The 13,894-nt window shown below is 73.1% G+C and carries 11 protein-coding genes; 3 read left to right on the top strand and 8 right to left on the bottom strand.

Annotation, left to right across the window (positions count from 1 at the left end; all coding sequences use genetic code 11):
* Positions 1–190 precede the first annotated feature (190 nt).
* The gene (locus ACIQMJ_RS13180) at positions 191–862 is read left to right on the top strand and encodes a lytic polysaccharide monooxygenase auxiliary activity family 9 protein (protein WP_499761208.1); all 672 of its coding nucleotides are present in this window, start codon (positions 191–193) and stop codon (positions 860–862) included.
* A gap of 84 nt (positions 863–946) precedes the next feature.
* On the opposite strand, the gene manA is transcribed toward ACIQMJ_RS13180, so the two are convergent.
* The 6 genes from manA to ACIQMJ_RS13150 all read right to left on the bottom strand — a co-directional run bounded on the left by manA (position 947) and on the right by ACIQMJ_RS13150 (position 7,818).
* Complete coding sequence (manA, locus tag ACIQMJ_RS13175; protein ID WP_499761207.1) at positions 947–2,047, bottom strand: mannose-6-phosphate isomerase, class I; 1,101 nt, start codon at positions 2,045–2,047, stop codon at positions 947–949.
* A gap of 9 nt (positions 2,048–2,056) precedes the next feature.
* Positions 2,057–3,013, bottom strand: a complete 957-nt coding sequence (locus ACIQMJ_RS13170; protein ID WP_499761206.1) for an ROK family protein — start codon at positions 3,011–3,013, stop codon at positions 2,057–2,059.
* Between the two features lie 85 nt (positions 3,014–3,098).
* On the bottom strand, positions 3,099–3,539 hold the full coding sequence (locus tag ACIQMJ_RS13165; protein WP_499761205.1) for an NUDIX hydrolase: 441 nt from the start codon (positions 3,537–3,539) through the stop codon (positions 3,099–3,101).
* 13 nt (positions 3,540–3,552) lie between these two features.
* A complete protein-coding gene (gene mgrA, locus ACIQMJ_RS13160) occupies positions 3,553–4,533 on the bottom strand; it encodes an L-glyceraldehyde 3-phosphate reductase (RefSeq protein ID WP_499761204.1) in 981 nt (326 codons plus the stop codon).
* Between the two features lie 10 nt (positions 4,534–4,543).
* Positions 4,544–5,377 (bottom strand): LacI family DNA-binding transcriptional regulator, encoded by an 834-nt coding sequence (locus ACIQMJ_RS13155; protein ID WP_499761203.1) that lies wholly within the window; start codon positions 5,375–5,377, stop codon positions 4,544–4,546.
* On the bottom strand, positions 5,374–7,818 hold the full coding sequence (locus ACIQMJ_RS13150; protein ID WP_499761202.1) for a glycoside hydrolase family 2 protein: 2,445 nt from the start codon (positions 7,816–7,818) through the stop codon (positions 5,374–5,376). The genes ACIQMJ_RS13155 and ACIQMJ_RS13150 overlap by 4 nt, the downstream gene beginning before the upstream one ends.
* Before the next feature lie 121 nt (positions 7,819–7,939).
* On the opposite strand from ACIQMJ_RS13150, the gene ACIQMJ_RS13145 reads away from it, so the two are divergent.
* Both ACIQMJ_RS13145 and ACIQMJ_RS13140 read left to right on the top strand, forming a co-directional pair.
* A complete protein-coding gene (locus ACIQMJ_RS13145) occupies positions 7,940–10,057 on the top strand; it encodes an alpha-galactosidase (protein ID WP_499761201.1) in 2,118 nt (705 codons plus the stop codon).
* A gap of 204 nt (positions 10,058–10,261) precedes the next feature.
* Positions 10,262–10,795, top strand: a complete 534-nt coding sequence (locus ACIQMJ_RS13140) for a DUF3558 domain-containing protein (RefSeq protein WP_499761200.1) — start codon at positions 10,262–10,264, stop codon at positions 10,793–10,795.
* 6 nt (positions 10,796–10,801) lie between these two features.
* Here ACIQMJ_RS13140 and ACIQMJ_RS13135 read toward each other — a convergent pair whose 3' ends face one another.
* Both ACIQMJ_RS13135 and ACIQMJ_RS13130 read right to left on the bottom strand, forming a co-directional pair.
* Positions 10,802–12,868, bottom strand: a complete 2,067-nt coding sequence (locus ACIQMJ_RS13135) for a glycoside hydrolase family 36 protein (RefSeq protein ID WP_499761199.1) — start codon at positions 12,866–12,868, stop codon at positions 10,802–10,804.
* The gene (locus ACIQMJ_RS13130) at positions 12,865–13,728 is read right to left on the bottom strand and encodes an ABC transporter ATP-binding protein (RefSeq protein WP_499761198.1); all 864 of its coding nucleotides are present in this window, start codon (positions 13,726–13,728) and stop codon (positions 12,865–12,867) included. Before ACIQMJ_RS13130 ends, ACIQMJ_RS13135 begins: the two co-directional genes overlap by 4 nt.
* Between the last annotated feature and the right edge of the window lie 166 nt (positions 13,729–13,894).

Genomic DNA, 13,894 nt, shown 5'->3' with positions numbered 1-13,894 from the left:
CGTTCGACTCTCGGGGTCTGAGCGTTCGACTCGCGGCGGTTGGGGGTTCGGGGTAGGCCGGTCGGCGGGCGGTTGGGACGCGAGAGCTTCGTGCGGCGATGGGGTTCACAGATTGTGCCCGGTTCGCTACCTTGGGATCTGGGAGCGCTCCCAGCCCTGTAGTCGCACATCCTCAACGTGGAGGACACACATGACCTTCAGACGCGGTCTCCGCTCGGCAATCGGCGTCTTCAGCTCGGTCCTCGGGGTCCTCGCGGCCAGTGTCGTGGTCCTGGTGGGCGCGTCGGGCGTCGCGAGCGCGCACGGCTCGGTCACCGACCCGCCGTCGCGCAACTACGGTTGCTGGCAGCGCTGGGGTAGCGACCACCTGAACCCGAACATGGGTCAGACGGACCCGATGTGCGCCCAGGCGTGGAAGACCGATCCGAACGCGATGTGGAACTGGAACGGCCTGTACCGCAACGGTGTCGGCGGCAACCACCAGGGCGCCCTGCCGAACGGCCAGCTGTGCAGCGGTGGCCTGGCCGAGAGCGGCCGGTACCGGGCGCTGGACACGGTCGGCGCGTGGAACACCACCACCAAGCCGCGCCAGTTCACCCTGACCATCACGGACCAGGCGAAGCACGGGGCGGACTACCTGCGCATCTACATCACCCGCCAGGGTGTGAACACGGCGACCACGCCGCTGCGCTGGAGCGACCTGGAGCTGGTCACCTCGACCGGCCGCTACGGCACCACGGGTCTCTACCAGGCCCAGGTGAACGCGGGCAGCCGCACCGGCCGCCACGTGGTGTTCACGATCTGGCAGGCCAGCCACATGGACCAGGCGTACTACCTGTGCAGTGACGTCAACTTCCAGTAAGGGCCCGACGGCGGTCCCCCCGTGACGCCGTAGGCCGGAACGAGCACACGGGCGGCGGTCTCCGCGCCCGTGTGCTCGTTCGCGTCACGCCAGGTTCGTGGTGGCCCAGAACGCTTCGCCGTCGCCGGTGATCCCGGCGGAGTTCGCGCTGTGCGGCAGGAACACCGACTCACCGCCGCGCAGAGCGACCTCGTCACCGTCCCGGCTCACCACGACGGAACCACTGGTGCACAACAGGAGTTGCGGACCACCGCCGGGCAGCACGGCACCCGGCCGCACGGCGTGCAGGCGGAACTCCGGCTCCGGCGTCCGATAAGTCCTGAGTGGACCGTCCTCCTCGCCGTCGAGCACGGCCGCGGGACCGGAGGCGCGGTCCACCAACGACAGCACCGCGCGCACGTCCACCGGCTTGGTGGTCAGGCCCGCGCGGAGCACGTTGTCGGAGTTCACCATCAGCTCGACGCCCGTGCCGCTCAGGTGCGCGTGCAGGACGCCCGCGCCGACGTACACGGCCTGCCCCGGCCGCAGCCGCACGGCGTTGAGCAGCAGCGCCGCCACCACGCCCGCGTCCGTCGGGTAGGTCTTGGCCAGTTCGACGACGTGCGCGAGCGCGGGCACGCGTGCCGCCGCGTCGACCACCTCGGCGACCAGCGCCCCGTCGGCGTTGTGCAGGGCCCAGCGCAGCGCGCTCCACGTGTCGTCGGCCGAGAGCGCGGCCCGCATCTCCCCCAGCGACGGCAGGGCCAGTTCGTCCAGCAACGCCACCGTGTCCGCCGGCCGGCGGAAGCCGGACAGGGTCTCGAACCCGGTCAGCGCGACCAGGATTTCCGGCTTGGGCCGGTCGTCGCGGTAGCCGTGCTCGGCGAACCCGACCGCGGCCTGCTCCCGGTTCGGGTGCACCTGCAACGACAGCGGCGCGTCCACGGCCAGCACCTTGAGCAGGAACGGCAGCCGGGGCCCGAACGCGGCCAGGCTGTCCGGTCCGAGCAGCCCGGCCGGGTTGGCCGCCAGGTGGGCGTCCAGCGCCACGTCGCAGCCGGCCAGCCGGGACGGGTCGTCGGGGTGCGCCCCCACCCACAGCTCGGCCTGCGGCACGGCGCTCGGCGCCGGCTCCCCGCGCATCCGGGCCAACGCGGTCCGCGAACCCCAGTGGTACTCCCGGACGATGGTGTCCAACTTGCGCACGGCGATCCCTCAGATTCCCACGGGCAGGGACGGGACGCGGTCGTCCGCGAGCAGCGCCGCGGCCCCGATCAGCCCCGAGTCGACGCCCAACGTCGCCGGGCACACCTCGACCCGGCGCATGAACTCCAGCCCCGCGTGGTCCGCGAGCGGGCCGGTGACGGCGGGTTCGAGCAGGTCCCACGCCTGCGCCACGCCACCGCCGATGACCACGCGGTCGATCTCGCACAACGCGGAGGCGACCGTGATGACCTGGGCGACCGCCGCGCCGGAACGCCGGAACGCGGCCCGCGCGGTCGGGTCGCCCGCCCGCGCCGACGCGGCCAGGGCGACGCCGTCCGCGGTGCCGCCGAGCGGCTGCCAGCCCTGGTCCACCGCCCAGCGCACCATCGACGGGCCGCTGGCGATGGCCTCGGAGCAGCCGTGCGCGCCGCAGCCGCACCGCGGTCCGGCCGGGTCGACCACGAAGTGCCCGACGTGGCCCGCGTTGCCGGTGGTGCCGAAGTGCGGCCGGCCCGCGAAGACGAACCCGCCGCCGATGCCGGTCGACACGACCATGCCGAGCAGGCACTCGCTGCCCCGGCCGTTGCCGTGGTGGTACTCGGCCAGCGCCATGCACAGCGCGTCGCCGCCGAGCCGGACCGGCAGGCCGGGCAGCAGCTCGCCGACCTTGGCGGTGATGGGGAAGTCGCGCCAGCCGGGGATGTTGACCGGGCTGATGGTGCCGGTGCGCAGGTCCATCGGGGCGGCGGAGGCGATGCCCGCGCCCAGCACGGTCCGGCCCGCGGCGACGGTCAGCAGGTCGTCGAGGATGCCCGCGAGGCCGGCCCAGACGGCGTCCGCGTCACCGGCGGGCGTCGGCGTGGTGCGGCGGGCCAGGACGGCGCCGTCGGACTCGACCAGCGCCGCGGCGAGCTTGGTGCCGCCGATGTCGATGGCGACCGCGACCGGGTCGAGTGGTTGCCCCATGGGACTTAGTTAAGCGGTTAAGCAAAGTTTCGTCAAGAGGCGTTGACACGGCCGGAAGGGGCAAGGTGAACCGGTTCACCTCGCCTCACTCCTCCCAGCCGTAGACCGCGAACAGCACGGCCTCGGCGTAGCCGGCCAGACCGGCCGCCGGGTAGTCGATGAGGTCGTCCGGCAGCGCGTCGAGGTCGAACCAGCCGAGCTCGGAGCACTTGTCCGGCTCGCGGTTCTCCGGCTCCCCGACCCAGGTCCGCGCCTCGAAGAAGAGGCCGAGGCGCGGCTCCAGGCCGGCGCGCCGCGCGTGCAGGGTGTGCACGAGGCGCAGGTCGGCGGGGTCCAGGACCACGCCGACCTCCTCCTCCGCCTCGCGGACCACCGCGGCCAGGACCGACTCGCCGGCGTCCAACTTCCCCGACGGCAGGTGCCAGAGGCCGTCGAAGAGCGGGTTCACGTCCCGCCGCCGCGACAGCAGCACGCGGCCGTCGCGGACCAGCAGGACGTGGACGTCGATCAGGTGGCGGTCCGGCACCGGGGGCCCGCCGTCACAGGTGGCGTTCGATCTCGGCCAGCTCGTCGTCGTCGAACGCGAGGTTCGCCGTCGCGGCCACGTTGTCCTCCAGCTGCTTCACGCTCGACGCGCCGATCAGCGCGGACGTGACGTTGCGCAGCACCCACGCGATCGCCAGCTGCGCCAGCGTCTGCCCGCGCCGCTTCGCGAGGTCGTTCAGCGCCCGCACCTTCGCCAGCGTCGCGTCGTCCAGGTTGGACGCCGACAGGAACGGCGACGCGCCCGCCGCCCGCGACCCCTCCGGCACGCCGTCGAGGTACCGGTCGGTCAGCACGCCCTGCGCCAGCGGCGAGAACGCGATGCTGCCCGCGCCGACCTCGGCCAGCACGTCCAGCAGGCCGTCCTCGACCCACCGGTTGAGCATCGAGTACGAAGGCTGGTGGATCAGCAGCGGCGTGCCCAGCGAGTCGAGCACCCGGGCCGCTTCCGCGGTCTGCTCGGCCGAGTAGTTGGAGATGCCGACGTACAGCGCCTTGCCGGAGCGGACCACGTGGTCCAGCGCGCCCATCGTCTCCTCGATGGGGGTGTCCGGGTCGGGCCGGTGGTGGTAGTAGACGTCCACGTAGTCCAGGCCCAGCCGCTCCAGCGACCGGTCCAGCGAGCTGACCAGGTACTTGCGCGAGCCCCACTCGCCGTACGGGCCGTCGAACATGTGGTAGCCGGCCTTGGTCGACACCAGGATCTCGTCCCGGTACGGCCGGAAGTCCCGCGCGAACAGCCTGCCGAAGTTCTCCTCGGCGCTGCCGGGCGGCGGCCCGTAGTTGTTGGCCAGGTCGAAGTGCGTGACGCCCAGGTCGAACGCCCGGCGCAGGATGGCCCGCTGCCCGTCCAGGTGCTTGTCGTGGCCGAAGTTGTGCCACAGGCCCAGCGACACGGCGGGCAGCTTGAGGCCGCTGCGGCCGGATCGGCGGTAGGGCATGGCGTCGTACCGCGACTCGGCGGCGTGGTGGGTCATGGCGATCCTCTTATCGGGTGCTCTCCCGCGCGATGAGCGTGGGCTTGGGCGACCAGCGCTCGGTGACCTCGACGCCGGCGATCAGCTCCAGCACCGACTCGGCGACGGTGACGCCGAACTGGTGCACGTCCACGCTCATCGTGGTCAACGCGGGTGACGCGAGCCGGCACAGCGACGAGTCGTCCCACGCGACCAGGCTGAGCCGGTCGGGCACGGCGACGCCGAGCTCCTTGGCGACGCTCAGGCCCGCGACGGCCATCACGTCGTTGTCGTAGAGGATCGCGGTGGGCGGCTCGGGCGCGTCGAGCAGCGCGGTGGTGAGCTTGGCCCCCGACTCCTCGGAGTAGTCGCCCTCCACCACGACCGGCTCGATGCCCGCCTCCGCGCAGCCTTCGAGCAGGGCCGCCGTGCGCGCCCTGGTGTGCAGCAGCGTGGTCGGGCCGCTGACCCGGGCGATGCGGCGGTGCCCGAGGTCGAGCAGGTACGCCAGCGCCTCGCGCACCGGGCCCGCGTCGTCGGTGCGCACCGCGGGCACGGCCAGCTCGTCCGGCTCGCCCACGTACAGCGCGGGCAGGCCCATCTCGCGCAGCACCGCCGGCCGGTGGTCGTCCACGGTGCGGTTGACCACCACCACCGCGTCGACCACACCGCCCGCCGCCCACCTGCGGTAGGCGGCGATCTCGGCGTCCTCGGTGCCCACGATGTGCAGCAGCACGGACCGGTCGCCCTCGGCGAGCCGCTCCTCGATGCCCGCGATGAACTCCATGAAGAACGGCTCCGCGCCCAGCAGCCGCGCGGGGCGGGCCAGGACGAGGCCGACGGAGCCGGGCGAGCCGGTGGTCATGTCCGCACCGCGCACAGGCCGTTGGCCGAGCGCAGCACCAGCGGGCCGGTCAGGGCCGACGGGTCGGCCAGCTCGGTCGCGGTCCGGACCAGGAACGAGTGCGTCCCGCCGGCGGGGAGGCTGATCAGGGTGTCGTCCACGACGGCGTCCTCGGCGACCCGGTCGGCCAGCACGGCGACGTCGCGGGCGAAGGAGGTCGCGGTGACGTCCACCCGGTAGCCGCCGTCCACCCGGCTCACCTCGGCGGTGAGCGGCGCGGGGTCGTAGGCCAGCTCCAGGTCCTCGCGGAACAGGTGCGCGGTGCGCGCGTCGGCCGTGCTCACCACCAGCACCTCCCCCTTCGGGTCGCCCGGCGTGACGAGTTCGGCCGCCAGGTCGAGCCGCGCCACCGACCTGGCCGGCACGTCGAGCGGGAGTTTAACCGCCGCGAGCACGTCGCCCGCGAACGTCTGGCGCTCCAGCACGATGTCGCTGGTCCAGACCTCATCGGTGTCGTTGACGGCGATCAGCGCGTCCTGGCCGTCGCGCGGCTGCACGGTGAGCAGGCGCGGCGCGAAGGCGTGCTTGAGCGCGTAGTACAGCGGCTTGGGCCGCTCGTCGCCGTCGATCGCGGCCCACGACGTGACCGGCCAGCAGTCGTTGAGCTGCCACACCAGCGCGCCCGCCGTGCGGGGCCAGTGCGAGCGGAAGTGCTCGACGCCGAACGCGACCGCGCGGGCCTGGTTGAGCTGGGTGGCCCAGTGCCAGTCCTCGAACGCCGCCGGCGCGGGCAGGTGCGGCGCGAGGCCGCGGTCGAGCTTGCCGTTGCCGTCCTCGGCCTTCTGGTGCAGCAGGAACGCGGGCGAGGTCGGGGTCATCGGCTCGTCGTGCACCCAGTTGGTGAGCGTGGCCCAGGTCGGCGGGCCCTGGAAGCCGAACTCCGAGCAGAACCGCGGCGCGTTGTCGCGGTAGTGGGTGTAGTCGATCCGGTTCCAGACCTCCCACTCGTGGCGCGTGCCGTGGGTGTCGGAGTTCGGGTGCAGGTCGCCGGGGCTGTACGGGCTGCCGGGCGAGTAGTGCCGGGTCGGGTCGAGCTCGGCCACGATCGCGGGCAGCAGCTCGGTGTAGTAGCGCAGGCCCCAGGACCGGCCCTGGAGCTGCTCGGCCCAGCCCCAGTCGGCGAAGCCCCACAGGTTCTCGTTGTTGCCGTTCCACAGCGCCAGGGAGGCGTGCGAGGTGAGCCGGGCGACGTTCTCGCGGGCCTCGGCCTCGACCTCCTCCCACAGCGGCGACTCCTCGGCGTAGGCGGCGCAGGCGAACAGGAAGTCCTGCCAGACCAGCACGCCGCGCTCGTCGCAGACGTCGTAGAAGTCCTCGGTCTCGTAGATGCCGCCGCCCCAGATGCGCAGCATGTTCATGTTGGCCTCGACGGCCTGGTCCACCCGGCGGGCGAGGCGCTCGCGCGTGACGCGGGTGAGGAAGTGGTCGTCCGGGATCCAGTTGGCGCCCTTGGCGAACACCGGCTTGCCGTTGACCACGAACGTGAACGGCGTCCCGATCTCGTCGGGCGTCGTGTCGACGGTGATGGTGCGGAAGCCGATGCGACGATCGACGCGGTCCACGTCCTGCTCCTCGGACCGGAGCACGACGGCCAGGTCGTAGAGGGGGTGGTCGCCGTAGCCCACGGGCCACCACAGGTCGACGTCCGGCACCTCGACGGTCACCACGGCGGAGTCGCCCTCGACCCGGACGCGCTGCTCCACGCCGGCCACGGTCGCCACCACGGCCAGGTCGGCGTCACGGGCGCGGTCGACCTCGACGTGCACCTCGACCCGGCCCGTGCCGTCCTCGTCCACGGTGACCAGGGGGCGGACCCCGGCCAGGCGCGCCTCGGTCCAGCGCTCCAGCCGCACCGGCTTCCAGATGCCCGCGGTCTGGAGGTCGGGGCCCCAGTCCCAGCCGAACGAGCAGGCCATCTTGCGCACCGCGTTCATCGGGTGCGGGTAGGCCCGGTCGCGCCACCCGAGCTGCTCCTCCTGCTGCTCGGCGTAGGCCAGCGCGGAGTGGAAGGTGACGACGAGGTCGTTCGGGCCGTCCTCGAGGTGCTCGCGCACGTCGAAGCGGTAGGAGCGGAACATGTTCGCCGTGCGGCCGAGCACGACGCCGTTGAGCTCGACCACGGCGACGGTGTCGAGGCCGTCGAACGCGAGCTCGACCTTCTCGCCCGGCTTCGCCGCCTCCGCCTCGAAGGTCAGGGCGTAGCGCCAGTCGGCGCGGTGCATCCAGGCCAGCTCGGCCTCGTTGGTGTCCAGGTACGGCTCGGGGATCAGGTCCGCCGCGAGGAGGTCGAGGTGCGTGCTGCCGGGCACGGCGGCCGGCACCGAGCGGTCGGCGACGGCCGCCGGGATCGGCCCGCCCACCGCGCTCAGTCGCCACCCGTCGTGCAAGGTCGTGCGAATCATCGTTCCTCTTTTCCCGGCGACGGCGGTGGGTTTCTGCCGTGTGACATTCAAGGTATGGCGATTCTTACGCCAGCAACTAAAGTAAGTCAACGAGGATCACCACCAGAGAGGAAGACCACAAGTGGCAGACGTGACGCACCTGCGGGCCGCGGGTGTGAGCCTGGTGCTCGACTTCTCCGGAGGCACCCTGCCGAGGGTCCGCCATTGGGGCGCTGACCTGGGCGAACTGACCCCCGCCGAGCTGGACGCGGTGCTGCTGGCGCAAGCGCCTCACCCGATCGGGTTCTCCGTGGACGGCCCGGTGGACGTGGCCGTGCTGCCCGAGCAGTCCGCGGGCTGGCTGGGCACCCCCGGAATTATCGGCAACCGGGCCGGGCGCGACTTCTCGACCGCGTTCCGCGTGGTGTCGGTGGACGGTCCCGCGGTCCGCGCGGTGGACGAGGTCGCCGGGCTCGAACTGGACCTCGTCGTCGAGCTGACGCCGTCCGGGCTCGTGCGGCAGCGGGCCGCGCTGACCAACGCCGGGTCGACGGACTTCACCGTGGACGCGGTCAACCTGACCCTGCCGGTGCCGCCGCAGGCCGTCGAGATCCTCGACTTCACCGGGCGGTGGACGCGCGAGCGCAGCCCCCAGCGCACGCAGTGGACGCACGGTCTGCGGGTGCGCGAGAACCGGACCGGCCGGACCGGCTACGACTCGGCGTACCTGGTCGCCGCGGGCACGGCCGGGTTCGGCAACCGGTCGGGCGAGATCTGGGCCGTGCACACGGCCTGGTCGGGCAACCACCGCACGTTCGCCGAGAAGACCTACCACTCGGTGTCGCTGCTGGGCTCCGGCGAGCTGCTGCTGTCCGGCGAGGTCGTGCTCCGGCCGGGCGAGTCGTACACCTCGCCGTGGCAGTACGCCTCGTACGGGCACGGGCTGGACGAGGTGTCCGCGCGGTTCCACCGGCACCTGCGCGCGCGCCCGTCCCACCCGACCTCACCGCGACCGGTCGTGGTGAACACGTGGGAGGCCGTGTACTTCGACCACGACCTGGACCGGCTCAAAGCGCTGGCGGACGCCGCCGCGGCGGTCGGCGCGGAGCGGTTCGTGCTCGACGACGGCTGGTTCGGGTCGCGCCGCGACGACCGGCGCGGCCTGGGCGACTGGTACGTGTCCGACGAGGTGTGGCCGGACGGGCTTGGCCCGCTGACCGACCACGTGACCGGGCTCGGCCTCCAGTTCGGCATCTGGGTCGAGCCGGAGATGGTCAACCCGGACTCGGACCTGGCGCGGGCGCACCCGGACTGGCTGATGGCGGCGGGCGACCGGCTGCCCCGGACGGCGCGGTTCCAGCAGGTGCTCGACCTGGCCCGGCCCGAGGCGTTCGCCCACGTCCTGGACCGGCTGGACGCGCTGCTGACCGAGTACCCGGTGTCCTACCTGAAGTGGGACCACAACCGGGACCTGGTGGACGCCGGGCACCGGCCGACGGGGCGTGCGGGCGTGCACGGCCAGACGCTGGCCGTCTACCGGCTGCTGGACGAGCTGCGGCGACGCCACCCCGGGGTGGAGATCGAGTCGTGCTCGTCCGGTGGCGGGCGGGTGGACCTGGAGATTCTGGAGCGCACGGACCGGGTGTGGGTGTCGGACTGCATCGACGCGCTGGAGCGGCAGTCGATGCAGCGGTGGACGAACGCGCTGATCCCGCTGGAGCTGATGGGCACGCACGTCGGCGCGGGCACGTCGCACACGACGCACCGGCAGCACCCGATCGACTTCCGGGCGGGGACGGCGCTGTTCGGGCACTTCGGCATCGAGTGGGACCTGACGGCGGCCTCCGAGTCGGACCTGGCGCGGCTGCGGTCGTGGGTGGCGCTCTACAAGGAGCTGCGGCCGCTGCTGCACACCGGCGTGTCGGTCCACGGCGACCACCCGGACCCGGCGATCCAGGTGCACGGCGTGGTGGCGGAGGACGGGTCGGACGCCGTGTTCGCCATCGTCGCCGTGGCCACGTCCCAGCTCTACCCGCCGGGGCCGGTGCGGCTGCCGGGCCTGCCCGACGACCGGACCTACCGCGTGCGGCCCCTCGCGCCCGGCGACGTGCCGGACGGCAACGCCGACAACTGGGGCGTGCGCCTGCCGTGGTGGCAGGACGGCGTGACGCTGCCGGGCCGGGTGCTGACGACGGCGGGCGTGCAGGCCCCCGTGCAGCACCCGGAGCGGTTGGTGCTGCTGCGCGCGACGGCGGTCTAGCGGCGCGACCCGACGGCCGTCCACCCCCGGTGGGCGGCCGTCGTCGCGTCGCGCCGCAGGACGCGGGTCTGGTAGCGCTCCCAGAACGTGCGCTACGGTCGGCGCACGGAAGTGTCGGTCCCGGTCGTGAGCGTCACCGGGGCGAGGACCGACCGGAACGCCGGCGGCGCGCCCTCCCGCCCTGACCGACCGGGGAACGACCCAGTGAACCCTCGCACCACGCTGGCCGCCGTCGCGGTCCTGCTCTCCGCCGTCGCCTGCGGCGGGCCCGCCGGGAGCCCGTCCGCCCCGACCTCCGGCGGCACGTCCGCACCCGCCACCGCGCCCGCGGTCGGACCGTCGCGGGGCGGGCCGCTGGACGGCGCCGACCCGTGCGGCCTGCTCACCAAGGCCGAGGCCGAGCAGATCACCGGCGCGCAGACCGCCGAACCGGTGGTGGAGCAGCTCGGCGCCGCGCGGGTGTGCAACTTCTCGCCACCCCAGGCCCTGCTCGGCGTCGGCATCCGGACCACGTCCGGGCTCGACCAGGTCCAGTCGAACGGCAACGTGGTGCAGGAGCTGGTGATCGGCCGGCACCAGGCCAAGCAGGCCGTGGGCGCGACCGGCAGCTGCGGCATCTTCATCGGCGTCACGGCGTCGTCCCGGGTCGACGTGGTGCTGAACTCGGGCAGCCCGACCGAGGACCCGTGCCCGCTGGCGATGCGGGTCGCCGAACTGGTCGAGCCCCGGCTCCCCTGACCCCGGTCAGGCGCTCAACCGCACGACGACCGCCGACGGCGTGGCGCCGCTGTGGGTGGCACGCAGCACCCCTCGTCCCGCGTGCCACTCGAAGGCCCACTCCGGCGACGTCACCGGGAACACCGGCGACACCGCGACGTCCCGGCCGCGCAGGTGCGGCACGGGCAGCTCGACGTCCGGTGCGGCGTCGGGCAGCCGCCAGGCGGTCAGGTAGCTGTTCGCCGCCGCGCGCAGCCCCTGCGCGACCCACGGACCGGTTCGGCCGGTCAGGCCCAGCGGCCAGAACGGGACCGAGGTGGCGATCTCCGGCCGCAGTCCCTTGTGGACGGTGACCGCTTCGCGCACCAGAGCGCGTTGCGCGTCGTCCATCAGGTCGACCCGCCCGGCCAGGTACAACCGGCCCAGCACACCGGTGGCCAGCGTGAACGCCGCCTCGGACGGCGTCATCCCCGGCTGCGCGTAGGCCCAGTTCCCGGCCTGCTCCGGCAGCACGGACGCGGGCGCGGCGGCGGCGATCGGCGGGTACAGCAACGGGTTCTGCTGGTCCGAGGTGGACTGGATGTGCAGCCGCGACAGCATCGCGTAGTCCATCCGCATCGCGCCGGACGCGCAGTTCTCCAGCAGCAGCCCCGGGTGCCGGGCCAGCAGCGCGTCCAACCAGGCCAGGTGCGCCCGGTTGTGCCCGAGCAGGCCGTCACCCGGCGCCACCCCGCCGACGTCGGTGCCCGCGCCGGGCATGATGTTGTAGTCCAGCTTGATGTACCCGACGCCGAACTCCTCGACCAGCCGGTCGACCACCTCGTCCACGTGCCGGACCGCCGCCGGGTGCCGGAAGTCCAGGTGGAACCGGCCGTGCTCGCCCACCCGCGCGCCCTGGCGCTGGAAGAACGCCTCGTCCGGCAACGACCGGGCCAGCGCCGACCGCACGCCGACGACCTCGGGCTCCAGCCAGATGCCGGGCACCATCCCGCGCGCCCGGATGTGGTCGGCCACCTCGCCGAACCCGCCCGGGAACCGGGTCCGCGACGGCCGCCACTCGCCGACGCTGTCCCACCACTTGCCGTCCTCGTCGTACCAGCCCGCGTCGACGCAGAAGTAGTCCGCGCCCACCGAGGCCGCCGCGTCGATCAGCGGCAGCAGCTTCTCCGTGGTCGGGTCGCCCATGAGGGTGTTCATGTAGTCGTTGAAGACCACCGGCAGCTCGGGCGCGCGCCGGTTGCGCAACGTCGCCCGCCGCTGCCGCGTCAACGCGCCGACGGCCTCGTCCACGCCACCGGCGGCGGTGGCCACCGACACGGGCACGGTGGTGAAGCCGTCGCCCTCCGACACCACGCGACCCCACTGGTGCTCGCCGTCGCTGGGCCCCAGCAGCGCCAGGTACGCGCCGGCGACGGTCTCCCCCACCTCGAAGTGCCACGCGCCGTTGTGCTCGATCTGCCACGCGAGCGCCCAGCTGTCGTCCCGCGCCACCAGCACGCCGGTCGGCAGGTGCTCGCCCGTGGACCACGAGCTGCGCGACGTCAGCGCGAACCGGCTGCGCGACGCGTGGTGGTGCACGGTCGGGTCCATCGCCACCAGGCCGGCCTCGCGCAGCGGCGTGCGGTGCCAGCGCGACTCGGCGACCCAGTCGGAGTCGGCGTGCACGAGGTCCACCTCGTCGACCGAACGGCCGGAGTCCACCAGGAACGCCCCGGTGGACAGCGACGTCACGGCCTGGAGGTGGACCGGTTCGCCCTCCACCGCCACCTCGGTCCACGTCCGCACCGCGGGCACGCCGGCGACGCCCTGGAACACCGACGTCACCACCAGCCCGCTCACCGGGTCGTGCTGCACGACGCGCAGCTCGTCCACGGACGCGGCGTGGGAGCGGTAGCGCAGGCGCGCGCCGATCGTGGTGTCGGCGTACCGGTGGCTGCCGGGGAACCGGCCGTGCCCGATGGCCTGCACCTCGACCAGCGGCACCCCGATCCCCTCGACCGGCCCGTCGGGGCGCAGCGAGAGCAGGCTCACCGGCCGGTCGTCGCCGTGCGTGAGCAGCAGCCTGATCGCGCCGGTGGACCACGTGACCGTCATCTGACAACTTCCTCCCACGCACCGGTGTTGTGGTCGAACGCGGCGGCGGCCCCGGCGCGCTCCACGTCGGCCGGGTCGATCTCGACGGCCCGGCCGCGCGCCTCCGGGTTCGGCGCGGCGGAGGCCAGGATCCTGGTGTACGGGTGCTGCGGGTTGAGGATCACCTCGTCGGCCGGTCCCCGTTCGACCACGCGCCCCTTGTAGAGCACGAGGATGTCGTCGGAGAAGTGCCGCGCGGTGGCCAGGTCGTGCGTGATGTAGAGGACGGCCAGGTTCTCCTCGCGCTGGAGCCGCGCCATCAGGTTCAGCACGCCCAGCCGGATGGAGACGTCCAGCATGGACACCGGCTCGTCGGCCACCACGACCTTCGCGCCCGGAGCCAGGGCCCGCGCGATGGCCACGCGCTGCCGCTGGCCGCCGGACAGCTCGTGCGGCCTGCGCCCGGCGATGTCGCGACCGGGCAGGGACACGCGCTCCAGCAGCTGCACGACGTCCTCCCAGCCGTGCGGCTTGCCGTGCAGCTTCAACGGCCGGGCCAGGTGGTGCTCGATGGTGTGGAACGGGTTCAGCGACGCGAACGGGTCCTGGAACACCATCTGCACGTTGTCGCGGTACTCCCGCTCGGGCACCTTCGCGCCGTCCGGCCCGGTGAGCGTGATCGCGCCGCCGCTGGGCTTCTCCAGCCGGGCGATCATGCGGGCGATGGTCGACTTGCCGGAACCGGACTCGCCGACCAGCGCGACCGTGCGGCCGGGCGTGAGGGTGAACGAGACGTTGTCCACCGCGCGCAGCCGGACCCGGCGCAGGCCGACCCGGACGTGGAAGTCCTTGACCAGTTCGCGAGCTTCCAGCGTGGTCATCGGACGCCCCTAAGTTCGTAGGTGTTCAGGGATGGGCTCTCTGGACGCCCAGGACGGTGGGGCGTGACTGATCGGATGATGCGATCGATGGCTCCCGGAGGATGGTCACCCCGCCGTCCGGGACACCCCGGCCGCTGATTGAGATGTGTTGCGAGAAGTCGCTGTT

The organism is Actinosynnema sp. NPDC091369, assembly GCF_044757065.1.
Taxonomy (GTDB): Bacteria; Actinomycetota; Actinomycetes; order Mycobacteriales; family Pseudonocardiaceae; genus Actinosynnema.
Note: the sequence above shows the minus strand (reverse complement) of the source record. Positions and strands in the feature narration are given on the sequence as shown.